23 protein-coding genes are annotated in these 24,571 nt (G+C 36.6%); 18 read left to right on the plus strand and 5 right to left on the minus strand.

Features of this window, described 5'->3' with window-relative positions:
* Positions 1-4 precede the first annotated feature (4 nt).
* From EKM63_RS04390 to EKM63_RS04420, 7 genes are all read left to right on the plus strand, one after another.
* On the plus strand, positions 5-1,066 hold the full coding sequence (locus EKM63_RS04390; RefSeq protein ID WP_125704090.1) for a methionine ABC transporter ATP-binding protein: 1,062 nt from the start codon (positions 5-7) through the stop codon (positions 1,064-1,066).
* Positions 1,067-1,068: 2 nt separating this feature from the next.
* Positions 1,069-1,758 carry a methionine ABC transporter permease gene (locus EKM63_RS04395; RefSeq protein ID WP_125704092.1) on the plus strand — a complete coding sequence of 230 codons (690 nt, stop codon included), beginning with the start codon at positions 1,069-1,071 and terminating at the stop codon, positions 1,756-1,758.
* A 291-nt stretch (positions 1,759-2,049) separates the two neighbouring features.
* On the plus strand, positions 2,050-2,880 hold the full coding sequence (locus EKM63_RS04400) for a MetQ/NlpA family ABC transporter substrate-binding protein (protein WP_125704094.1): 831 nt from the start codon (positions 2,050-2,052) through the stop codon (positions 2,878-2,880).
* A 29-nt stretch (positions 2,881-2,909) separates the two neighbouring features.
* The gene (locus EKM63_RS04405) at positions 2,910-3,539 is read left to right on the plus strand and encodes a TetR/AcrR family transcriptional regulator (protein ID WP_125704096.1); all 630 of its coding nucleotides are present in this window, start codon (positions 2,910-2,912) and stop codon (positions 3,537-3,539) included.
* A 73-nt stretch (positions 3,540-3,612) separates the two neighbouring features.
* Positions 3,613-4,287, plus strand: coding sequence for a hypothetical protein (locus EKM63_RS04410; RefSeq protein WP_125704098.1), 675 nt, complete (start codon positions 3,613-3,615; stop codon positions 4,285-4,287).
* A gap of 94 nt (positions 4,288-4,381) precedes the next feature.
* On the plus strand, positions 4,382-4,570 hold the full coding sequence (locus EKM63_RS04415; protein ID WP_125704100.1) for a PspC domain-containing protein: 189 nt from the start codon (positions 4,382-4,384) through the stop codon (positions 4,568-4,570).
* Positions 4,571-4,585: 15 nt separating this feature from the next.
* Complete coding sequence (locus tag EKM63_RS04420; protein ID WP_125704102.1) at positions 4,586-4,777, plus strand: PspC domain-containing protein; 192 nt, start codon at positions 4,586-4,588, stop codon at positions 4,775-4,777.
* A 49-nt stretch (positions 4,778-4,826) separates the two neighbouring features.
* Here EKM63_RS04420 and EKM63_RS04425 read toward each other — a convergent pair whose 3' ends face one another.
* Entirely contained in the window at positions 4,827-5,540 is a 714-nt protein-coding gene (locus tag EKM63_RS04425; protein WP_125704104.1) for a DNA alkylation repair protein, read from the minus strand.
* A 41-nt stretch (positions 5,541-5,581) separates the two neighbouring features.
* A complete protein-coding gene (gene coaBC / locus EKM63_RS04430) occupies positions 5,582-6,787 on the minus strand; it encodes a bifunctional phosphopantothenoylcysteine decarboxylase/phosphopantothenate--cysteine ligase CoaBC (protein WP_125704106.1) in 1,206 nt (401 codons plus the stop codon).
* Positions 6,788-7,134: 347 nt separating this feature from the next.
* Between coaBC and EKM63_RS04435 the strand changes: the two genes are divergently transcribed.
* The 4 genes from EKM63_RS04435 (at position 7,135) to EKM63_RS04450 (ending at position 12,735) form a co-directional block, all read left to right on the plus strand.
* Complete coding sequence (locus EKM63_RS04435) at positions 7,135-8,025, plus strand: ATP-binding cassette domain-containing protein (RefSeq protein ID WP_377768721.1); 891 nt, start codon at positions 7,135-7,137, stop codon at positions 8,023-8,025.
* Between the two features lie 10 nt (positions 8,026-8,035).
* Complete coding sequence (locus EKM63_RS04440) at positions 8,036-8,818, plus strand: ABC transporter permease (protein WP_164504902.1); 783 nt, start codon at positions 8,036-8,038, stop codon at positions 8,816-8,818.
* 115 nt (positions 8,819-8,933) lie between these two features.
* The gene (locus EKM63_RS04445; RefSeq protein WP_125704112.1) at positions 8,934-9,920 is read left to right on the plus strand and encodes a 3-hydroxyacyl-CoA dehydrogenase; all 987 of its coding nucleotides are present in this window, start codon (positions 8,934-8,936) and stop codon (positions 9,918-9,920) included.
* A 109-nt stretch (positions 9,921-10,029) separates the two neighbouring features.
* Complete coding sequence (locus tag EKM63_RS04450; RefSeq protein WP_125704114.1) at positions 10,030-12,735, plus strand: glycoside hydrolase family 3 N-terminal domain-containing protein; 2,706 nt, start codon at positions 10,030-10,032, stop codon at positions 12,733-12,735.
* Between the two features lie 45 nt (positions 12,736-12,780).
* Here EKM63_RS04450 and EKM63_RS04455 read toward each other — a convergent pair whose 3' ends face one another.
* Complete coding sequence (locus EKM63_RS04455) at positions 12,781-13,329, minus strand: NADPH-dependent FMN reductase (RefSeq protein ID WP_125704116.1); 549 nt, start codon at positions 13,327-13,329, stop codon at positions 12,781-12,783.
* A 401-nt stretch (positions 13,330-13,730) separates the two neighbouring features.
* On the opposite strand from EKM63_RS04455, the gene EKM63_RS11425 reads away from it, so the two are divergent.
* Positions 13,731-14,393 carry a hydrolase gene (locus EKM63_RS11425; RefSeq protein WP_202879144.1) on the plus strand — a complete coding sequence of 221 codons (663 nt, stop codon included), beginning with the start codon at positions 13,731-13,733 and terminating at the stop codon, positions 14,391-14,393.
* Positions 14,394-14,469: 76 nt separating this feature from the next.
* Positions 14,470-15,465 carry a zinc-binding alcohol dehydrogenase family protein gene (locus tag EKM63_RS04465; RefSeq protein ID WP_125704118.1) on the plus strand — a complete coding sequence of 332 codons (996 nt, stop codon included), beginning with the start codon at positions 14,470-14,472 and terminating at the stop codon, positions 15,463-15,465.
* Positions 15,466-15,496: 31 nt separating this feature from the next.
* Here the strand turns inward: EKM63_RS04465 and EKM63_RS04470 are convergent, their stop codons facing one another.
* Positions 15,497-16,273, minus strand: coding sequence for a Cof-type HAD-IIB family hydrolase (locus EKM63_RS04470; protein ID WP_125704120.1), 777 nt, complete (start codon positions 16,271-16,273; stop codon positions 15,497-15,499).
* 101 nt (positions 16,274-16,374) lie between these two features.
* On the opposite strand from EKM63_RS04470, the gene EKM63_RS04475 reads away from it, so the two are divergent.
* From EKM63_RS04475 to EKM63_RS04485, 3 genes are all read left to right on the plus strand, one after another.
* On the plus strand, positions 16,375-17,124 hold the full coding sequence (locus EKM63_RS04475) for a response regulator transcription factor (RefSeq protein ID WP_125704122.1): 750 nt from the start codon (positions 16,375-16,377) through the stop codon (positions 17,122-17,124).
* A 5-nt stretch (positions 17,125-17,129) separates the two neighbouring features.
* Complete coding sequence (locus tag EKM63_RS04480) at positions 17,130-18,617, plus strand: sensor histidine kinase (protein ID WP_125704124.1); 1,488 nt, start codon at positions 17,130-17,132, stop codon at positions 18,615-18,617.
* 125 nt (positions 18,618-18,742) lie between these two features.
* Positions 18,743-20,131, plus strand: coding sequence for a class II fumarate hydratase (locus tag EKM63_RS04485; protein ID WP_125704126.1), 1,389 nt, complete (start codon positions 18,743-18,745; stop codon positions 20,129-20,131).
* A gap of 8 nt (positions 20,132-20,139) precedes the next feature.
* Here the strand turns inward: EKM63_RS04485 and EKM63_RS04490 are convergent, their stop codons facing one another.
* Entirely contained in the window at positions 20,140-22,284 is a 2,145-nt protein-coding gene (locus EKM63_RS04490; RefSeq protein ID WP_125704128.1) for an LTA synthase family protein, read from the minus strand.
* A 105-nt stretch (positions 22,285-22,389) separates the two neighbouring features.
* Between EKM63_RS04490 and EKM63_RS04495 the strand changes: the two genes are divergently transcribed.
* Positions 22,390-23,028 carry a VanZ family protein gene (locus EKM63_RS04495; protein WP_225418255.1) on the plus strand — a complete coding sequence of 213 codons (639 nt, stop codon included), beginning with the start codon at positions 22,390-22,392 and terminating at the stop codon, positions 23,026-23,028.
* 44 nt (positions 23,029-23,072) lie between these two features.
* Entirely contained in the window at positions 23,073-24,413 is a 1,341-nt protein-coding gene (locus EKM63_RS04500) for a glucose-6-phosphate isomerase (RefSeq protein WP_125704130.1), read from the plus strand.
* Positions 24,414-24,571 lie beyond the last annotated feature (158 nt).

Raw genomic sequence — 24,571 nt, forward strand, 5'->3', positions numbered from 1 at the left:
TTTAATGGTAGAGAAAAACGGAATTATTCAACTAGAAAATATCGACGTTACTTTTCATAGCGAAGGTAAGACGGTTGAAGCAGTTAAAGATATTTCATTAAATATCAACAAAGGTGATATTTTTGGAGTTATTGGTTATTCAGGAGCTGGTAAAAGTACGTTAGTACGTGTTATCAATTTGCTTCAAAAACCTACTTCAGGAACGGTTATTGTTAATAATCAGAATTTGACTAAATTGAGTGCAAAGGAACTTCGTGTTGCTCGTAAGAATATCGGAATGATTTTCCAACACTTTAATTTGATGAATTCATTGACAGTTTTCGGTAACGTGGACTTTCCTCTACGTGATTCAAAACTTTCTAAAAAAGAACGTAAGGAAAAAGTTGAGCATTTATTGGATCTAGTTGGATTGTCAGACCGTGCAAATAACTATCCTTCACAATTGTCCGGTGGTCAAAAACAACGTGTTGGTATCGCTCGTGCTTTAGCTAATGATCCTGAAATACTTATTTCAGATGAGGCTACAAGTGCCCTGGATCCTAAAACAACAACTGAGATTTTGACATTGTTGGGTCGCTTAAATAAAGAGCTTGGCATCACAGTGGTGATCATCACTCACGAAATGGATGCTATCAAACAAGTATGTAATCGTGTTGCTGTTATGGAAAGCGGAAAGTTGATTGAAGAGGGTGACCTCCTGACAATTTTCGGTAGTCCTAAACAAAAGCTTACTAAGGATTTCGTTAATACATCTACCCAAGTCAAACAGGTTCTTGACGAAATCAAAGAGAGTGGACTTATTAATTCAATTTCTGGACGAGTGGTTGAACTTAACTATATTGGTAATGTTACTAACGAGCCGCTGGTTGTTGGTATCTACAAACGTTTCAATGTTGAAGCTAATATTCTATTCAGTAATATCGAACGTTTACAAGGGACAACTGTTGGAATCATGATACTTGCTCTAAAGGGTGACGATGACAAAGTTGTTGAAGCAATCAAATATCTGAATGATCTCAACGTAAATGTTAAAGAAGTAAATCTTGAAGAAAGCGAGGGAGAATAATTATGTCACATTTTTTCAATACGTATTTTCCTAACGTGGTTGCCAATTGGTACGGTGATAATGGATTTGTTACATCAATCTGGCAAACACTTTATATGACGGTTATTTCCGCAATATTTGCCGGTGTTATCGGTATTATTTTAGGAATCTTATTAGTTACGACAGCACAGGATGGTATTACACCTCACAAAGCTTTCTACGAAACATTGGATAAACTAGTTAACTTATTCCGTTCTATCCCATTCGTAATTTTGCTAGCTGTTATCGGACCATTTACTAAATTAGTTGTTGGTCAAACTATCGGACCTAAGGGTGCGCTAGTACCATTGATCATCGGTACTGCACCATTCTTTGCCAGACAAGTTCAATTGGCTTTGGTTGAAGTAGATAAAGGTGTTATCGAAGCTGCTGAAGCAATGGGGCTTTCACCAATGCAAATTATCTTTAGAGTTTATTTGAAAGAAGGACTTCCTGAGTTGATTCGTTCAGGAACTCTAACAACGATTAGTTTGATTGGTTTAACTGCCATGGCTGGTGCCGTTGGTGGTGGTGGTCTTGGTAACATGGCCATCAGTGTTGGTTACCAACGATTTGAGAACGACGTAACATTTGTTTCCATGATTTTCATCTTGATATTGGTCTTCATTATTCAAGGTATCGGTGATTTTGCCGTTAAGAAATTGGAACATTAATACATTAAACAAAATGAGCAGGGGAAGTAATTTGATTTCCGATCAAGAAAGCCACAATTTGCTGAGATGTGGTAGACGAATCAAATGAAAATGACCTGTGATTGGTACTCTGAGTCGATGTGATAAAGAAGTAATGGTCGGTACCCTTTACAGTACACACGTATGATTTCGTACGTTAATGAGGGGGAAAGTGTAAGCTTTTCCTAGGGTAGAATGGTACCGCGACTGTCGCTTCTATATTTTGTATAGGAGCGACTTTTTTTATAAAAAATTTCTGGGGAGAATATATCAATGAAGAATACAATTAAAAAGTTTGGTGCTATTCTAATAGCCGCATTATCAATATTTATTTTAGTAGGTTGTGGTAGTCAAGCTTCTGCGGATAAAACTAAGACTGTCAAAATCGGAATTACAGGCTCGGACGATCGAATATTAAAAGCTGTCGGTAAAAAAGTTGCCAAGGATGGAATCAAGATAAAAGTTGTTCAATTTTCAGATTACAATCAACCAAATACAGCCTTGGATCAGGGAGAAATCGATTTGAATTCCTTCCAAACATACATTTTCCAAGATGACTGGAACAAGACTCATCATACAAATATCGTTTCAATTGGTGAAACTATCATTGCTCCAATGAGATTATATTCAAAGAAAATCAGTAATTTAAGTGAACTTAAAAAAGGTGATAAAATCGTTGTTCCCAATGATGCAACTAATGAGGGACGTGCGTTGACACTATTACAAAGCGCCGGTCTAATTACCTTGAAGGATGTTAAATTACCAACGGTTAAAGATATTAAAGACAATAAATTGAAGTTAAAGATTTCAGAAATAGAAGCTACACAGACAGCACGTACACTTGGGGATGAAACTGCAGCTGTTGTTAACAGTGGTGTAGCTAGTGACGCAAAATTGGATGCTAATAAAGCTGTTTATAGTGAACAAATTACTGCCAAATCAAAACCTTACGTGAATATCATTTCCGTAAATAAGAAAGATCAGAACAATCCAACATACAAGAAAATTATTGAAGCTTATCACTCTGATGATATTGCTAAGCTAGTTGACAAGTATTACAAGGGTCATGAAAAAGCAGCTTGGAATTATAAAGTATTGCAATAATATTGAGAGCTAGGGAGACCTAGCTCTTTTTGTTTGACTTTGTGAATGAATCAATCTATAATTCATTCAGTAATAAAAATGGTGGTGATTTGATGGATGATAAGAAGCAGAGATTATTTGATGCAGCTCACGTATTGTTTTTAGAACGAGGATTCAAGAAGACTAGTATTGCTGATATTGCAGCATTAGCCGATGTAGCAGTTGGTTCTTTCTATTTATATTTTCAATCAAAAGAGGACATTTTTGTTGATGTCTATAATTTCGAAAATGAAAATATTAAGAGACAAATCATGGAGAAAGTTAATTTAGATGATGATCCAATCAAACTTATCCGAGAAGTTATTGACCAGATATTCAAGTTATCGAGTAACAATGCAATCTTGCAAGAGTGGTTCAATAATCAGAAGTTGAATCAAATCATAGCTGAGCAGAATTCTTCAGCTGTCGAAGATAGCTTGATCTACTCAACCTTAATGAAGTTGATTGACCGTTGGATCGAAGAAGATTTGATCAAGGATGGCATGAGTAAGGAAAGAATGGTCAGCTTGTTTGATGCATTGACTGTGATCGACTTTCATCAAAGTGAGATTCAAACTAAAGATTACTATCAATTATTAAACGATTTAATTGAAGGAATACTAAGCGTGATTTTAAAATAACTTGAGAAAGTTATTTTTTTTAAAAGATGATGAATGAATTTAAAATATATTCATTCAAACGAGGAGAAATCAAATGAAGAAAATAATTTTAGGGGTAATTATCGTTGTTGTAGTTTTAACACTTGCAGTGGTTTTGATAAGTGCAAGTGGTAATAGAATAGATGTTAATAGTTTTTCAGTTTCAAAACTTGAGAACAAAACAACTCAAGTAAGTGGGGATGTTAAAGCAGTCAATCTGAAAGTTAGAACAGCATCAGTCAATATTAAAAAGGGGACTCAAAATAAAATTGAATTTCAAAATATTGTCCCTGATCAATTTGAAGTACAAGTTAAGTCTGGAAAACTCAATCTAATTCAGCATGATTATGCTAAACATCATTTGGAAGTGGGCAAGTCAGCTGCAATTACTATTGTTCTGAAAAATAGTACGGATATTAAGAAGTTACAAGTTGACCAATTGAATGGTACGCTGAAACTAAATAATTTAACTACTGATAACTTGCTAATCAATCATGTTAATGGGACGACATTGAGTAATGATTTAAACGTGAGAGATTCAGGTAAATTAGTTAAAAAGAATGGTAAAACGTCGTTCACCAAATTTAGTAGTCCTGGTCTCAAGGCATCAGTGAAAACTGGAACATTTAAACTTAATGGAACTAAGAAATCCAACGACTACAATGATAATAAAGATGCTCAATTTGTAATTAATAGTGGATCTGGTCAAGTATCTGTCACAACGAAATAAGTGACAATATTGTAAGGTCATCGTAAGCAATTTAAATGTACTAATTTTACTCAATATTTTAATATGTATATATAAAGAAAAAGGGGAAATCAAAATGCATATTCCAATTAAAAGATCTAAAAATAATAAAATATTTGCCGGAGTCGTTGCCGGTGTTTCAGAACACTTTGGATGGAACGTTGCTCTAGCACGTGTCATCTGGGTTTTACTAGCAATCACCCCAGCAGTACCAGGTATCATCGCATATCTAATATTTTGGTTATTAATGGAAGATCCAGACTAAGAGGAGGCAATTTGAATGAATATTATTCCAATTAAAAGATCACGTACAAACGTAGTTTTCGGTGGGGTCATTGCCGGCCTATGTGAAAAATGGGGCTGGAACCCAACCGTCGGACGTCTGTTATACGTCGTATTAACATTGACATCATGGTTTGCCGGAATTCCAGTTTACCTAGTATTATGGTTGTTGATGGGAAAACCTGAATAAATAAAAATGACGCCTGTCCTGGTGAAAACACTAGTTTAGGCGTCATTTTTTAATTTATTAAAGCTGTTAGTTGTTCTTTTTCTTCATTTGTTGTGTGACGCAATGATTTGATCTTTCGAACAGTCAATTTTGCCATTTTAGATGTTGGGTCAGATTTAATTATCTGATAAATTTTTTCTTGATTATTAGGGAAGATGACAGCGTAAAGCCATGCCTGCGCCATCTGAACGTAATAATCGTCGCTATTAATTTCGGTTGAAAGTTTCAAATTGTTATCGTTGTATTCAGGCAGATTATAGAATTTTAGAAGAAATACTAGTCCGCTTCGTTGAAGCCAGGGATTACTACTATGAAGATAATTCTTTATAGTCTGGTAATATTCATCTCGGAATTTTGTGACTTGTTTAAAATGGATCACCATATCGCAAGTTGCCCATGAGTTTGATTTACTTAGATACTCATCACAAAGTTTAGTAAATTCATCCAAATTTAGTTTCATATTACTTAGCACATATGCTTGGATAATTACAGATTCATAGTTTTCGGTACCAGCAATTTTCAAGAAAGCATCAGGGTTTCCCTTACTGATTTCTTTACCGATACTTTTCAATTCACTCATCGATATTCCCAAAACTTGGTAACCGGTACGGACGATGGTTTCTGCACGTTTACGAAATTTGGCATCTCCTAAACTTTCTAATTCTGTTAAAAATAAATTGTAATCTTGCGTTGACCAGTTCGATTCGCTCAAGTTAAATAGCATAAATATTTAGCTCCTAATTGTTGAAATTGATGGTGATCACTTTATTTCTTTAAAGCAACGTAGTAATCCCAGAATTTATCTGCCACTTGTTGTTTGGTCATTAATTCCCACTTCTGGGGATCTGAACTCTTGGACAAAAGTGTAATGCGATTAGTATCAACATTGAATCCGGCGTCACTTTGAGAGACATCATTAGCCAAGATGACATCAGCATTCTTAGAAATTAATTTCTTTTCCGCATTAGCCAGTAAGTTCTGAGTTTCCGCGGCGAATCCGACTACGAATTGTTCTTTCTTATCTTTAGCAACCGTTTTCAAAATATCAGGGTTCTTGGTCAGTTCAATTGTGTAAGTCTCTTGATTGTCATTCTTTTTGATTTTTTGGTCAGAAACGTGGACAGGTTTGAAGTCGGAAATTGCAGCAGCCATTACCAGTACATTGGTCTTGGCAAATCTAGCTTGCAATTCAGTCAACATTTCTTCAGCTGAATCAACTTGTACTACCTTAATGTTCGACGAAAGCTCGGCATTTTTGACTGTTGTAATAAGCGTGACATTCCCACCTTTGTTAGCTGCGGATTTTGCCAGAGCAATTCCCATTTTTCCAGAAGAACGATTACCAATGTAGCGAACAGGGTCAATCGGTTCTTTCGTACCACCTGCAGTGACAATGATATCTTGTCCTGCCAGTGAATCATCTGAATCAATTGCATTGTTGATATGCTTCATGATTTCAGGCAAATCTGCTAAACGTCCTTTGCCAGTTTCTCCTTCAGCAAGGAAGCCACTGTCGGGTTGAACCACTTTGACGCCGATATTGACCAGTGTTTCTAAATTTTTCTGGACGGGAGGATAGTTCCACATGCTGGTATTCATGGCAGGAAATACAAGTTTTGGTGAATCCGTTGCCATCAAAGTTGTCGTAGTCAAATCGTCAGCAATACCGTTAGCCATTTTACCGATAACATCTGCGGTTGCAGGTATGACGACAGATAGGTCAGCCCATCTAGCCAATTTGATGTGGGGGATGAAATCATCTTCACTTGATTGAGCGACAAAGTTGTCGGTTAAAACTGGATGTTTGCTCAGTGTCGCAAATGTCAGTGGTGTGACGAATTTGGTGGCTGATTCAGTCATCACAACTTGAACGTCTGCACGATTTTTAATCAATTCTCTTACCACATTTAGTGCTTTGTATGAAGCAATTCCGCCAGTAACGAAAACTGCAATATGCTTTGATTCGAGCATGTTTTCACCTCAAAAGTTTCTTTGTTATAATTGTTGAATTGGAGGGTCTAAAAAATGAATACTTCGACCATTGAGATAATTATAACAATATTATTGTTCATTATATTAAATGATCCATTATTAAAATTTTTAGAGCATAATTTTGGTGTAGGCTTTTGGATGAGTGAGATTGTCATTGCACTGTTTTTAATACTTATTATTGTATTGTTAAATTTATTAGTGTTTAAAGTAATTCTAAAAAATAGACATAAATAAATTTAAATTAGTTAAAGCTCGGTTTTAGTTATTAGTTATTGATATACTAGGCAAGTAACACAACGAACAAAAGTGAGGATTATATGGACAACATTCTAGAAATTAGCGGATTAAATAAACATTTTGGTAAAAAAATTGCCCTAGATAATGTTGGTTTTAACATTAAAAAGGGTCATATTGTTGGATTAGTTGGTCCAAACGGAGCAGGTAAGTCGACGATAATGAAAGCTGTTTTGGGATTAATAGGAACAGATAGTGGTCAGATCAAAGTTGAGGACGAACTGATCAGCATCAATAACCACCCGGCTTTAGAAAAAGTCGGAGCATTGATCGAATATCCTGGAATCTATCCTTACATGACTGGTAGAGAACACTTAAAGCTATATGCGACCGGTGCTAATGCGGAGAGCAATATCGACCAAATAGTTGAAGAATTAGAAATGACCAAATACATTCAAATGAAAGCCAAGTCATACTCACTTGGTATGAAACAAAAATTGGGAATTGCTTTGGCATTAGTCAACAAACCAGAGTTTGTCATTTTGGATGAACCTATGAATGGATTAGATCCTCAAGCCAATAAACTTCTTCGCGAACTTATCGTTAAGCAAGCAAAGGCAGGCACAACGTTCTTGATTTCTAGTCATATTTTGAGTGAACTTGGCAAAATTGCTGATGATATCGTTGTGATCGAACAAGGTAAGATTATTGCCGATGCTCCAATCGATGAAATTACTCATGCTGACAAGAAATTGATTATTCTTGAAACTTCTGATGACAATAAAGCTCGTCAAATTTTGAAAGAAAATAATTATGCAGTCGCAGATGAAAATAAAGTTATTATTCAACAAAATAAAGAGGTTACATTAGCCAAAATTCTCCGTCTTTTAGTTGAATCTGGAATTGATATTAATGATGTTAAGCATCAAAATGCGGTACTTGAGGATTCATTATTACAAATTTTGAAGGACGACGAAAAGTAGAGGGGATATTTTGACAACACTAATAAAACAAGAATTATATAAAATCAGTAAACGAAAAACCACATACATACTACCAATCATAACTATCGTATTTATGTTTCTCGCAGCGATCATGATCAAGAATGTTTCAGAGTCAGGGGATACGGCGATAGATAGTGCAGCGTATTTTGTTGATCTCTATTCTGGCCTAACTTGGGTCGTATACTTGATGATTTTTGCGGGAAGTACAATTATTACTCAAGAGTTTGAATTTGGAACTATTAAGAATTTGCTTTATCGTAAATATTCTCGTACCGAGATATTGATCAGCAAGTGGATGACATTATTAATAATGAATATTTGTTATTTTGTAATGACTATTATTGTTGCCGTCTTTTTGAAATTCATTTTCTACCCAGATGTTACTTTTGATATGACTATCAACAATCATTCATTGTTTTCTGCAATGTTAATGAATGTACTTGGTAATTTCTTAGTCACATGGATCGTTCTAAGTTTAGTTCTGATGATTTCGACATTATTCAAAAACTCAGCTGTCTCAGTATCAGTGGGTATAGTATTCTACTTTGGAGCATCAGTATTATCAATGTTTCAAACATTGGCAATTCAAAAGTGGGATTGGTTAAAATGGAACCCATTAAATATGCTAAATGTGGGACGACAAGTACAATCTCCAGAAATGCATCAAATGACCCAATTGAGTACAAATTCAATGATTATTGCAAGTTTTGTATACATTATTATTTTCTTAGCAATTGGTTATTACGCCTTTAGATCAAGAAAAAATATTTAAGACATTGTGAGCTTTCCATCCTATTGGAGAGCTTTTTATTTGCCCTTTTCACAAAATACCAGTTATACTGTAATCGCTTTCATTAATATAATAATTTCAATATGGAGGATTTATCATGTCAATAAAGAATGTCACAATAGCTGGTAGTGGTGTATTAGGAAGTCAAATAGCTTTCCAAACTGCATTCCGAGGCTACAATGTTACGATCTACGATATTAATGATGACGTTATTGCCAAAGCAAAAGATAGGATGCATGGCTTGGTTGATACTTACAAAGCGGAAGTACAGGATCAATCAGAACATCTCACGGTTTTCTTGCAAAATGGTGTCTATGAAAGCACAATTTTACCTAATTTGAAAGACACCTTGATAAATGACCTTACGACTTCTAGGAAGAACGCCGAGGCAGTTCCAGGGAGTATCAGCTACTTTACTGATCTTGGAAAGGCAGTAAAGGGCGCAGATTTAGTTATTGAAGCTATTCCCGAAAGAATGGATATCAAAGAGAGCTTTTATAAAGAGCTGTCATCAGTTGCCGAAGAAAAAACGATTTTTGCAACAAATACTTCAACTTTGCTTCCAAGTCAGTTCGCAGATTTAACTGGCAGAAAGAACAAATTCTTAGCACTTCACTTTGCTAATGAAATTTGGAAGAATAATACTGCCGAAGTTATGGGAACTCAATGGACAGACAAGGATATTTATAATGAAGTCGTTGAATTTGCCAAAGGAATCGGAATGATTCCAATTGAATTAAAAAAAGAGCAACCAGGTTATGTTTTGAATACTTTGCTGGTTCCTTTGCTAGATGCAGCTCAAATGTTGCTAGCCAAAGGTGTTGCTGATATTGAGACCATCGACAAGACTTGGATGCTTGCAACTAAGGCACCATTTGGTCCATTTGGTATTCTTGATATTGTTGGACTCAAAACTGCTTATGACATTACTGCCAATGCAGCCGAGAATGATCCTGAATACAAGGAATTGGCCGACATGATCAAGAATGATTACATCGATAAAGGTAAGATGGGAGTTGCTACAGGAGAAGGATTCTACAAGTATCCGAACCCTGCATACAAGCAACCAGACTTCCTAAGTTAATTACAAAATTATTTTCGAGTGGTGAAGGATAATTCCCTCACCACTCTTTTTTTGAGCTCATAAAGTGTAAACTTGTTATTAAGAAGATTTTCCCAAAGGAGAGAGTTAGTTGAAAAGTGAAATGTCTAGTAGAGAATTAAATAACGCTAAGTTATCTCAAAAAGCTGCTGAACAAGGAATAGTTTTACTCCAAAATAAGAATAATGTTTTGCCACTTCACAATAAAAAGGTCGCTTTATATGGTAGTGGTGCATTCGAAACTTATAAGGGTGGTACTGGATCTGGTGATGTTAATCAACGTTCCGTCGTTAGTATTTTGGACGGTTTGGAGAAACACGGATTTGAGGTCTCTTCAAAAGGTTGGCTAAATCGTTTCAAACAATCGTATCTAAAAAATAAATCTCAATATTATCAAAAATTTGCTGGTTCGCCATTGGCAGTTCTTGCCCCAGCATTCAGTATGGACGATCCCGAAATCAGTGACTTCAGTCGAGCAACTATCGGAATATATGTTGTATCTCGAAGCTCTGGTGAAGGTCAAGATAGGAAGAACGAAAAGGGAGATTATCAACTTACCGAAAATGAGTTGGCCAATATTCAGAGCATGAGTCAATTTTATCGATATAGTATTGTCTTGCTCAATGTCGGCGGTGTAATCGATACCTCGTTCGTTGACAGTTGTCCTTTGTTGGATAGTGTCGTGTTAGTATCTCAACCCGGAATGGAAGCAGGGAATGCTATCGCCAATGTATTAGATGGGACAGTTACTCCATCTGGAAAGCTGACCGATACTTGGGCATATAATTTTGAGGATTACTATTCATCAAATAGTTTTGGCCAGAAGAATCCTAATTATCAAGAGGGTATATATGTTGGCTATCGTTATTTTGATAGTTTCAATGTTGAGCCACGTTACGAATTTGGCTATGGATTGAGTTATACAAAATTCTATTTAAATGCTACAAAAGTCAAAGTTTCCGAGTCACAAATTTCTGTCGATGTGAATGTCCATAATATTGGGGATGATCACCGAGGTAGTGAAGTTGTCCAGGTTTACGTTTCCAATCCGCAAACAGACATTCCAACTCCTTATCAAAGTTTACAAGGATTCAAGAAAACTAAAGTCTTACACAGCGATGAGTCTCAAGATTTAAATATAACTATTCCAACTAAAAACTTGGCTAGTTATGACGAGAAAAAATCTGCATTAGTACTGGTTCCGGGCGTATATATTATCAGAATGGGGAACAGCTCTCGTAATACGAAAGTTGTTGGAGAATTCAGGCTTGATGAGGAAGTAATTGTTCAACAGCTTTACGCAAAAATCGTTTCTGAAAAAGATCCTACTATATTGAGAAGCAATAATGTAAAACTTGAACGTACTGTTGGAGTTCCTTACTTTCTACTTAAAGCGGCTAACTTTGAGGATACTGAAACGGTAAAATATCACAATGAGAATGAAGTTTCTTCCTATATAAATGCTGAAAGAGAATTGCCAGGAAACGGTAAAAAGCAAAAAATTCTCAGAACTAATAATTATAATGGAAGAAAGTTGATTGATGTTTTCAAAAATAGGATTGCAATGACAGAGTTTATTGCGACTCTTACTGACGAAGAGTTAGTCAATTTAGATGAAGGAATTCTTCATCCTGAAGATATGGGAAGTATCGTTGGTAACGCTGCTGGGTTAGTTCATGGTGCTGCCGGTGAGACTTTTAGCAACGAACGTCGTGGAATACCGGCAACTGTCAATGCTGATGGTCCAGCTGGATTGAGATTGGATAGGCATTACAAAGACGAGAGTGGTCAAGTTCATGATCAGTATGCAACTGCCTGGCCAATAGGGACTATGTTGGCACAAACTTGGGATACCAACTTGGTTAGTTCATTAGGTAAAGCAGTCGGCATTGAGATGAAGGAATTTGGCGTCACCATGTGGCTGGCACCTGGAATGAACATTCATCGCAATCCATTAGGTGGTAGAAACTTTGAATATTACTCCGAAGATCCAGTTCTGTCAGGTATGATATCTGCAGCTGAGGTCTCAGGAGTTCAATCGAACTCAGGCGTTGGAGCCACGGTTAAACATTTTCTTGGTAATAATCAGGAGACTGACCGAAATACTGGAAACAGTATCATAGGTGAACAAGCATTGCGAGAGATATATTTGAAGAATTTCCAAATTGCAATTGAAGCATCTCAACCAATGGCAGTTATGAGTTCATACAATAAGGTCAACGGGACCTTCTCTGGTGAAAACTATGAATTGTTAACCAATATTCTGCGTGATGAATGGCATTTTGAAGGATTGGTTATGACTGACTGGTTCAGTTTAGCCGACCCAGTTGCCAGTATGCATGCTGGAAATGACTTGATAATGCCAGGTGTAAGCCAAGATAAATTACTAGCTGCAATTTCAGATCTTGAACCTGAATTCAATGACGATGGAAGCATCAAGACTCGAGATATTTTTGATATTGCTAGTATGAAGCTAGCTACAGTTGATTTATGGAATGACTTTGATCCAGATGTTTCTGGTACAGACTTCGTTAAAATTCATATTGCGCAAGCAGAAAATATGAGTGATGATTTGCAAGCCATGATTTTATCTGGCGAAGCTCAAATTGTTACTCCTAACGATTTGATTATTACTGGAAATTGGAAAGATAATAATAATTTATATATTGGTGATCTACAAAAATCTGCAATGCATATTTTAAAGGTAGTCATGAAAACTGATCGTTTTGCTGAATTGATCAGTGAATCGCCACAACCTTACAATGCAGGTATGAAATTGAGTAAATATTTCGAATAAAAAAAGTCGTTAGGAAATTTTTCCTAACGACTTTTTGAGTACTGATTAATAGCGGTTCAATAGGTCGACGAATGAATCAACAATGCTTTGGAAGAATGTAGTAGTTCCTTCTGAAACTTTACCATCTTGGTCAAGCATGTTTGTGACGTTACCTAGGTATGCCTCAGGTTGTTGTACAACTGGCATGTTTAAGAATACAAGTGATTGACGTAAGATGTGGTTTGCACCAAATCCACTAATAGCACCAGGAGATACACTGACGATAGCTGCAGGCTTCTTGTCCCAAATGCTTTCTCCGTATGGACGTGAGCCAACATCAATAGCGTTCTTTAGTCCACCAGGGATAGAACGGTTATATTCTGGAGTTACGAATAGGACACCGCTCATTTCTTTCATCTTATTTCTAAACTTTGTATATTCTTCAGGAGTTTTACCTTCAACATCAATATCTTCGTTGTAAAGTGGTAGATCTCCAATTTCAACGAATTCAGGAACATAATCCTCGGGGAACAAAGGTACCAAATTATTGGCAATTTGTCTTGTGTATGCACCCTTTCTTAAACTTCCGACGATAACAGCAATTTTCTTTGACATATACTTACCTCCATTTATTTGATTACTACTATTTCAATCTAGCATTAAAAAAATCTTGAAACAAATGATTGTTCTCGGAAAACAAATATTTTTTTAATATGTTAACTTTATTTTCTATTAATGCTTGTGCTTTTGTCGATATATTAGCTTTCAGCCAGTCAAATGTGACGTGTAAAAATAGTAAACACTCAATTGTGAAGTTTACAGCAAGGTCATAACAAAATTCATAAAAAATAAAATAACTCAAAATACTATAAATAATTATCACCAGATTAAATAATATTACGAGAATGTTACAAAAACATCATTTGCGCAATTTTATTTATTGTTGCTGTAATATTAATGAAATATAAATCTTGTATAGTGTCTCTCTGTTGATACAACAAAACCGGAGGGATTAGTTGATAAAGCAATTTAAATTAGAAGCCTTATTTTTCTCAGGATTAATGTTAGTAAGTTTTATGGGATATTCAGCAAATGTTTATGCCGATACTGATAATAATGATACAAAAATCGAGAACGTTAACTTAGGGGATACATTAAACGTAGAAAACCTAAAAAACACAAAGGCCACAAAAAACAAGTTAAATAAGAAAATTTCATTACCTGGTAACAAGGAAGTTATTCCTGGTATCAGAGGTAGCGAAAAAGATAACGACTTTAAAGCCGTTCAAGAACCAAAAGAAGAACCAGTTGTTGAAGCTGCACCCGTAGCTCAACCAGAACCTGTTGCACAACCTGTTCAACAACAAGTTGCAACACCACAAGTACAAGCAGCAGCACAACCTGCTACTCAAAGTATGGGTACATTCAAAGTTAGTTTCTACGATCCAGCTTCACTTGGATCAGGCATGGGTTATGATGGTGTCGCAGCTAACTTGAGCGTGTTACCTCGTGGTACAAGAATTAAAATTACAACTGCACAAGGGGATGTGTGGTATAAGACTGTTAACGATACAGGAACATTTGCCAGTGCAAATCCTCAACAAATTGACGTTGCTATGCCAAACAGCATGGTTCCTTCATACGGAATCACAAGTGCAACAGTAGAAATTATTGGATAATTTATATTAGGGAGTCTAACTACAAAGTTAGATTCCTTTTTTTGTTGTAGAATGTAGGTACAAAGGAGTATTTGCGATGAAAATTTTTGGAATGACTAGTAATGATTTGAAAAGTTTAACGGAATTTGATCAAGAAATACCTGAACCTGAGAATCGCGATATCTTAGTTGAAGTTCAAGGTGTTTCTATCAACCCAGTTGATATTGCCACACGTAAACAACTAGACGATGTCCTAACTGGTCCCAAAATCTTGGGCTATGACGGATATGGTAGGGTTTCTAAACTTGGTCCAAAGGCTACTAAATTTTCAGTAGGAGATATTGTCTTTTTCGCTGGAGATTACAGCCGTGACGGTAGCTATCAAGAATATGAATTGATCGATGAAAGATTGGTGGCTCTCGCACCTAAAAAAGTTGATATAGCACACAGTGTTGCTATGCCACTTGTAACTTTGACAGCGAGTGAATTACTTTATGAGAAATTAAATATAGATCCGAATGAAGATAATAGTGATAGAACAACTTTGATAATTAATGGTGCCGGAGGTGTTGGTTCAATTGCCATCCAGTTGGCACACCAAGCTGGTCTCAAGGTAATTGCCACGGCTTCAACTGATGAAAAAGTAAAATGGGTCAAGAGTCTTGGTGCAGATTATGTAGTGGATCATCATAAGAATTTGATTGAGCAAGTCAGAGGACTTGGATTCCATTTTGTTGATGACATAATTGGACTAAGCGATAACGATCCGCACTGGAATGAAATCGTTGAATTGATCAAGCCGTTTGGAACATTTGCGACGATCACTAATCTAAATGAATCCAAGATTGGTGATTTGAAACAAAAATCTGTCAACTTTAAGTGGGAATGGATGTTTACTAAAGCATTCTTCAATATGGATGAAATGTCAGAACAAGGACAATATTTGGAAAAATTATCAAAAGGTCTAGATGACGGCTCAATTAGGTCAACAATGACTGAGTGTGTCAAAGGCTTCAATGCCGCAAATCTTCAAAAGGCCACTGAGATGGTCGAGGCAGGCCACATGATGGGCAAAGTTGTTGTAATCAAATAAAAAAAGCTAAGGCAATTGCCTTAGCTTTGGTTTAAATCAAATCAAAATGTTTTAGTCCGTTGACGATACCGTTATCAGTATTGTCAGTTGTTATGAAGTCGGCTATTTCTTTGACCTCGTCAATACCGTTACCCATGGCAACGCTGTGATCAGCAAATTTGATCATTGGAACATCATTAGCTCCATCGCCGAACGCATAAACGGGTTTGTCTTCCAAATCCAATCCTTTTAACATGTGTTTGATACCATGCATCTTTGATACGTCTTTTTTTACAGTATCAATGGAGTAATCACCAGTTTTAAAGAAATTCAAATCTGGGAACATTTCTTGATATCTCTGTGGACCGTTATGGGAGATAACGATGATCATTGGAATAGTTGTCTTCTTGTAAAATTCTGGATCTAGCTCAGGTTTTGCCAAATGGACTGAAGAATAGAATTCCTCAACGATTGGTGCGTCTGAATGTAGTTTTGTTACTTGAGAAGAGTGCATAGCAATGATGTCACCAAAGTCTTTTGCTGCAGCCATAACAGATTCAATTGTTTCGTCATCCAAACTGCTTTCATAAATAATTTGGTTTTCTGATTGGATATAAGCACCATTTAAAGTAATATATGAGTCAATACCAGTTGCTTTAAGGACATGTTGCAGCTCATTAGTTGCACGTCCAGTGCTGATGACTGGTAAGTAGCCATTTGCTCGAAGTTGTTCAATTGCTTCAGCAACGGAATCGTCGATTTGAGATTCTTTGTTCATCAGAGTTCCATCTAAATCGAAAAATACGGTTCCTTTATAGTTATTTTTCAAAAGATCACCAACCTAATTTAAAATAGTCACTTATTACATATTAACAAGTTATACAAAAATGTATAGTCAATTAGCACAATCGACGAACGGAGATAATGTCAATGAAAATACTAATGATAGAAGATAACAAGTCTGTATCCGAAATGATGGGAATGTTTTTCCAAAAAGAAAATTGGGATGCAACCTTTGCATATGACGGTAACGAAGCTGTCGACTTGTTCAATGAAAGCCCAGACGACTGGGATATGATCACACTTGATCTTAATTTACCTGGAAAAGATGGTATGGAAGTAGCCAAAGAGATCCGTGAGGTCTCAAAGACTGTTCCAATAATCATGTTAACTGCTCGTGATAGTGAAAGTGATCAAGTTTTGGGATTGGAATTTGGTGCCGACGATTACGTTACAAAACCATTCAGTCCGATAACTTTGATTGCCAGAATCAAAGCTATTCATCGTCGTAGTGAAAATATTGCTGAAGAAGCAAGTAAGAATGGTGTCCCAGCAGGCGCCGACGATTCAGCCGACGATAACGAATTCGATATTGATACAGGCTTCTTCAAATTGAATTCTGATACGCGTGAAGCCTATTTGGATGGCAAGGAGATCCCAGACCTTACACCTAAGGAATTTGATTTGCTCAAAACTCTAGCAAGTAAGCCAAAACGAGTTTTCTCACGTGAACAATTATTGGAACAAGTCTGGGACTACGACTATTTTGGTGAAGAAAGAACTGTTGATGCTCACATCAAAAAGTTACGTCAAAAGATAGAAAAAGTCGGACCACAAGTTATTGAGACTGTCTGGGGTGTTGGTTACAAGTTTGACGACTCTGAAGTAAAGGCTAAGTAGGACGAATGAAATTAATTTATCAGAATATGTTAAGTTTCCTGATCGTTATTTTGACGACACTGGGGATTATTTTGTATTCAGTTACCAGTACCTCAACGACTTGGGAATATAATCGGACTTATCAAGATTTGGAAGGTTACGCTAGTAATCTAGAAAAAATTGCGCTAAAGACTGATCCGACTACCGGTAGGATGCACAATATAACTGGTGAGAATATTCAAGTTGTGGAACAGGTCTTGTCAAATCGTAATGTCCAATTTGCTATTTTTAGTCCCAATAACCAGCAAGTTTATCCAGCTCCACCTGCGGGCAAACAATTGGGGTTAAAGAAATCTTATTGGGAAAAACTCAAACATGGTAAGACTATTAGAAATATTCAGAGCACTGGAAATACTGAAGGCAATCCCAATTTAAAGGGTAAATCTGATATCAGTTACGTTTATGTGCTGATGCCGTGGTTCCAAAACGGTAAGTTGGTCGCTGTTGTTTGGGCTGGATCAGATGTCAGTCAACTCCAGACTAATATTGGACAAATAAATAATCGACTTTATATTGCATTGCTTATTTCATTGTTAGCAGCGATAATCTTGAGTTTCTTGTTGTCGAGATATCAAGTCAACCGTATCAACCGACTACGTAGTGCTACCAAAAAGGTTGCTAATAATGATTTCTCTGTTCATATCGAAAGTAAGAATAGGGACGAATTAGATGACCTTGCCGACGATTTCAATAGCATGGTTAAGTCACTAGAAGCGTCAGACACTGAAATCAAGCGTCAAGAGCAACGACGTAAAGAGTTTATGGCAGATGCCTCGCATGAAATGAGAACGCCTCTGACGACTATTAATGGACTTTTAGAGGGATTGGCTTATGATGCCATTCCTGAAGAATCTAAAGGCCAAAGTATTGAATTGATGCGAAATGAAACCAATCGTTTGATTCGTTTGGTTAATGAAAATTTGGATTACGAAAAGATCAGAACAAATCAGATCACTTTGGCAAAGCGTGTCTTCGATGCCAATACGCCATTGGCTGATATCGTGTCACAACTGCAACAAAAAGCTGAAGATTCAGATGATAAGTTGAATCTTGAGACTCCAGAGGAGCACTTGAATACTTTTGCTGACTACGATAGATTCGTTCAAGTCATGTTCAATATCATTCAAAACTCGATCCAATTTACTGATCATGGTGAAATCACAGTCAATGGATATCGTGCTGAAGACCGCCATGCATCTGTCTTTAAAGTTCAAGATACAGGTGTGGGGATGTCTGAAGACCAAGTCAAAAATATTTGGGACCGTTATTACAAGGCTGATCCATCACGTAAGAATCGTAAATACGGTGAGTCAGGATTGGGATTGTCGATTGTCCATCAATTGGTCGAAAATCATGGTGGAGAAATAAAAGTCAAAAGTAAACTTGATCAGGGGACGACCTTTACTGTCTTGTTCTTTGATGAAGGTTACGAGCATAAAGTTGTTCATGAATAGACTTACTGGAGTTTGGAGTAAAATCCAAACTCTTTTTTATTGTTGGCAATTTCTGTACAATTGAATCAACTTGAGAGAATTGTTTCTTTGAATCTCGTCTAAAAAAATATGAGGTGAATATTGATATGAGTGATTATCGTATTGAAGAAGATACTTTGGGTCCAGTTAAGATACCAGTAAAGGCATTGTGGGGCCCTCAGACTGAGCGTAGCCGCCATAACTTTATCACGGGACCAATTATGCCAACTTCAGTCATACGTGCTTTGTTGGCCATTAAGAGTGCAGCAGCAAAAGTTAACTTGAATCTAGGAGTCTTGGATAAAGACAAGGCAGAATTGATCCAGGAGTCAGTTGCAAGTATTTTAAAACTGGACGATCCCGAATTGATGAACGATTTTCCACTTCATGTTTATCAAACTGGCTCAGGTACGCAGACTAACATGAACGTTAACGAAGTTATCAGTAATGTTGCTATGCGTATTGATAAGAAAATTGAAATTTCACCAAATGACGATGTTAATCATTCACAGAGTTCAAATGACGTTTTTCCGACTGCTATGAATGTTGCAGCTGTGCAAGCTGTGGAAAAAATGTTGCCGGTAGTTGAAAGCATCATCAGTGAATTGGAAATTAAGCAAGATAAATATTGGGATGTCGTCAAGATTGGACGGACTCATTTACAAGACGCAACTCCATTGACCTTTGGGCAAGAGATCAGCGGCTGGATCAGTATTCTGAAACATGATCGAGATTACTTGCAGACTATTTCCGACACTTTGTTAGAATTGCCGATTGGTGGGACAGCAGTTGGGACAGGTTTAAATGCACCTGAAGGATTTGATGAAAAAATGGTTTCAGAATTGTCCGATAAGTATCAACAAAAATTTGTTGTCGGTAACAAGTTCTATGGTTTAAGTGCTCATTCAGGACTGGTTATTACTCATTCTGCTATCAAAACATTAGCCGGTGATCTTTTGAAAATTGCCAATGACATCAGATTCTTAGCTAGTGGTCCTCGCGCGGGGTACGACGAATTGAATATACCAGCTAACGAACCAGGATCATCAATCATGCCCGGTAAAGTTAACCCAACTCAAGCTGAAGCTTTAACAATGGCTGCGGTTAAGGTAATGGGTAATGATGTGACAGTTTCGACAGCAGCAAGCCAAGGTAATTTTGAAATGAATGTTTACAAACCTGTAATCATTGAAACTTTCTTGGAATCTTGTGATGTACTGACTGGTACGTTAGAGATGTTCACTGAAAAATTGATCAAAGGATTGACCGTCAATCAAGGACGAATGACGGAATTAGTTGATAATTCATTGATGACAGTTACTGCCTTATCACCACATATTGGTTATCATAAGGCGGCTGAAATAGCACAATTGGCAGATAAAGAAAACTCTACTTTAAAAGCTGCAGCAATGAAATTAGGTTATTTGAGTGAAGAAGATTTTGACAAGTATCTAGTACCTATCAACATGACAAATATCAACAAACAAAAAGACTAACCTCGCGGTTAGTCTTTTGTATTGTAATTTTTGACATAATCCCAACTGTCGATAGGTGATCTATCTGTTCCGATTTCTGGTGCATCGGTCCTGTACATTGAAGTTGTGGATTGATTGTTATTTTTAGAATAAATACTTGTGGATTTCAGACCAAGTGCTGAACGTGTATTGATAAGTTGGTTGATCTGATTCTGATAACTATAATTCTTTGGATCAACCGGAGTGAATCCAGTTGGAGTATAGAATCTCAACAAATTTTTATTGTTGACTGTATCTGAAATCTGCAGTTTCTTGTTAACTTGTTTTTGCCAACGTTCGACTTTCTTCTTCAAAGCTGGATCAGTATTCAAATCCATTTGTTCACCAGTTTTATTTTTATAAACAACATAGTCGCCATCGTTTCCCTTAATAACAGTATAGCTAGGTGTAACGAAATTCTTATTTCTAAAGGCAATCACAGGGTCATGAGCTTTGGAAAGTAGGTCAGTTCCTACTTCAATATAACCTTTAGAATTTACACCAGCTAGATGAAGCAGGGTTGGAAGAACATCGATTTCACCACCATAAGTATGGTTGATCCCACCTTTGAGACCCTTCATATGGATCATGAATGGAACACGTTGTAGCTGTGTATTATCAAAATTGTTCCAATCGTCAGTGTTGTATCCCAGAAGTGGTGCCAGAGCCGTATTTTGGCTGTTAGAGAGCCCGTAATGATCACCGTAGAGAACTACCATCGAATTGTCATAAATGCCGCTATCTTTAAGATATTGGAAGAATTCTTGAACAGCACTGTCCAGATAATGTGCGGTCGCGAAATAATTATTTACTGCATCATTATTAGTATCTGGACGAACAAATCCATCATTATCTTCGTCAGGAAGAGGGAATGGATAGTGGTTAGTGACCGTGATGAATTTTGCATAAAACGGTTGTTGCATTTGTTCGAGATATTTCACACTTTCGGACATCAACAATTTATCCTTCAAGCCGTATTCCAAACTCGAATCATTAGTCTGCTTGAAGTAACTTGAATCGAAGAAATAATTGTATCCCATGTTCTTGTAGACATCATTACGATTCCAGAATGTTCCGATATTTCCATGGAAAACAGCACTCGTGTAACCTTCTTTTTGACCAAGGATTGCCGGTGCCGCTTGGAAAGTGTTGTCAGTTCCCAGACTTGAGAAAAATGATCCTTCAGGAAGTCCAAAGAGACCAGATTCCAACATCGTCTCAGCATCACTTGTTTTACCTTGGCCAACTTCATGGTAGAAATTGTCATACGACATCGTGTTTTTATCATTGTAAAGGCTGTTCAAGAATGGTGTGACTTCCTGTCCATTTACCTTCATACCGATCAGAAATTGTTGAAAACTTTCCAAATGAATGATGATGATATTCTTACCTTTTGCTTTACCAAAATATTTTGGATTCGGTGCAGCGTAATTGTCCGACTGGTACTGTAGAACGTTATCCATATCAGTACCAACAGCTGTGGAACGAACCTGACTATTTTGGGCAGTTTTGATTGAGTCATATCCAAGATAAGCATTCAAACCAAGATATTTAACGATATAGGCTTTATCGAAAGTTCTCCCCAAAAGTTGTGGTCGATTACATTCCGCCAACATTAAGTTAAGTGAGAACAACATGAGACCGATCATTGAGACCGCGAAGGCGTTCAATTTTCTGAATGGACGAGGGTCCATCTTTATGAAATGAGTCAGGAACAATACTAAAATTATTATTAGGTCGATCCAGAACAAAAAGTCGTGTGGAGCAATCAAATTGGTAGCACTACTTCCAAGTCCTTTGGAAACTTTACCAACACCGGTTATCGTATTGAATGATAGGAAGTCAGTGAATTCACGATAATACAAAATGTTTCCATAAAGTAGTATCGATTCAATGAAATAGATCACACCCATAACGATATATGATACTTTAGATTTATTGATATAGAGCGCTATTCCTAGTAGAAAAACGGAAGTGGCGATAGGGTTGATGACTAAAATTAAATGCTGGATCACATCGGCAATTCCTAAAGAGAAATCTACATAATAAGCAATAATAGATTTTATCCACAAGAACACGATCAACATGGTCATAAAACCCAACCGTGTGTTTAAAAACTTTTTTATGTTATTCATTTAAAAATCCTTTATATATTTTAAAATTACTTTATGTGTGTAAATAATTAGAAGTAAAATACTTAGTTGTAAGTATAATACGTAATAAGTCAAAAATGGGAAAGAATGAAAAAAATGATATTTTTAGGACCGTTATATAATTACATCGCGAACCTGTATGCGGATCGAATCAATCATTTTCCGTTGATTCGACTTTCATTTTATGCTGCTGACAAAGCTATATTATACACGCTGTTTTTTATAATTATTAGAATCATCTGGCTGAAGGTCAGACATCAGCAGACTACGAAAAATCATGAATTTTGGCTGGCAATATTTGCCTTCTATTTGTTCTTGCTATTTTCACTGACTGTCTTTAGGGATGGGTATTTTCTCTGGCAGTTCAAATTTTATTGGCATCGATCGTTGGCAGACGTCAATTGGGAGCCGTTAGTCCAAACTTTTAAGTTGGCGCAAGGACAATCGATCGTCGATTTTATTTATAATTTGTACGGAAATATTGTTTGGTTTATTCCAATCGGAATTTTCATACCAATTCTTGGAAAGAAAAATCGAGGCTTTTGGCGGGTAGTCTTGATAGGTGCCTTAATATCAGTCTCAATCGAGATTTTTCAATTTATTTTACGCACGGGAATTTCAGATATTGATGATGTAATTTTCAACACGATTGGTACTGCAATCGGATTCATGTTATATTTTATTTGTCATATTGTGAAAAAACATATAAAAGGTTTGAAATTTTGATTAAAAATGATTAATCTAGTTTTTGGAGATATGGAGGAGAAGAAATGACACATATTAAATTTGATGATTCAAAATTAGGTAAGTTTGTCCATGACAACGAACTTGGTGAAATGCAAGCAATGGTTACGGCTGCTGACGATGAGTTACGTAACGGTACTGGTGCTGGTAACGATTTTCGTGGTTTCGTAGATTTACCTGTTGATTACGACAAAGATGAATTTGCTCGTATCAAAAAAGCGGCTAAAAAAATTCAATCTAACTCAGAAGTATTTGTTGGTATCGGTATTGGTGGTTCATACCTTGGTGCCCGTGCAGCAATCGACTTCTTGAGCTCATCATTCTACAATATTAAAAATGAGAGAGATGTTCCAGAAGTTTACTTCTGTGGTAACTCAATTTCTCCTAATTACTTGTCTGATTTACTTGAAGTTATCGGAGATCGTGACTTTAGTATCAATGTAATTTCAAAATCAGGTACTACAACAGAACCTTCAATCGCATTTAGAGTTTTGAAAGCTAAATTGGTTGAAAAGTATGGTAAAGATGGTGCTAAAGACCGTATCTTTGCTACAACTGACCGTGCTAAGGGTGCTTTGAAGAGCGAATCTGATGCAGAGGGCTACGAAGAATTCGTTGTTCCTGATGATATCGGTGGACGTTATTCAGTACTTTCAGCTGTTGGTCTATTGCCAATCGCCGTTGCCGGAATCGACATCGACAAGTTGATGGAAGGTGCTGCAGCAGCACGTACAGATTATTCATCATCTGACTTAAACAAAAATGAAGCATACAAATATGCTGCTTTAAGAAACATCTTGTACCGTAAAGGCTATACAACAGAATTGCTTGAAAACTACGAACCAAACCTACAATACTTTGGAGAATGGTGGAAGCAATTGATGGGTGAATCAGAAGGAAAAGACCAAAAAGGTATTTATCCTTCATCTGCTAACTTCTCAACTGACCTTCACTCACTTGGCCAATACATTCAAGAAGGCCGTCGTAATTTGATGGAAACTGTAGTTATGATCGACAAACCTCGTCACGACATTGAAATCCCTAAGGAAGCTGAAGACCTTGATGGTTTGAAGTATCTTGAAGGAAAGACAATGGACTTTGCTAACAAGCGTGCATACGAAGGTGTTGTTCTAGCACATACTGATGGTGGCGTTCCAGTTATGAGTGTTCATATTCCAGAACAAGACGCATTTACATTAGGATACTTGATCTACTTCTTCGAAGCAGCTGTTGCAATTTCTGGTTACTTGAATGGTATCAACCCATTCAACCAACCAGGTGTTGAAGCTTACAAGAAGAACATGTTCGGATTACTTGGCAAACCAGGATTTGAAGAACTTGGTAAAGAATTAAACAAGAGACTATAATATTTTTATTAATAATAAAAAGATGGAGACCTTCTGGTTTCTGAAGTGCACCCTCTTAATTGGAGACAATTAGGAGGGTGCTTTTCTATGGCCAAATATACGATTGACCAAAAATTAGAGGCAATTTCAATGTATGAATCTGGACAAGGTAGTACTAC

Origin of the sequence: Companilactobacillus mishanensis, assembly GCF_003946505.1 — a bacterium.
GTDB lineage: Bacteria > Bacillota > Bacilli > Lactobacillales > Lactobacillaceae > Companilactobacillus > Companilactobacillus mishanensis.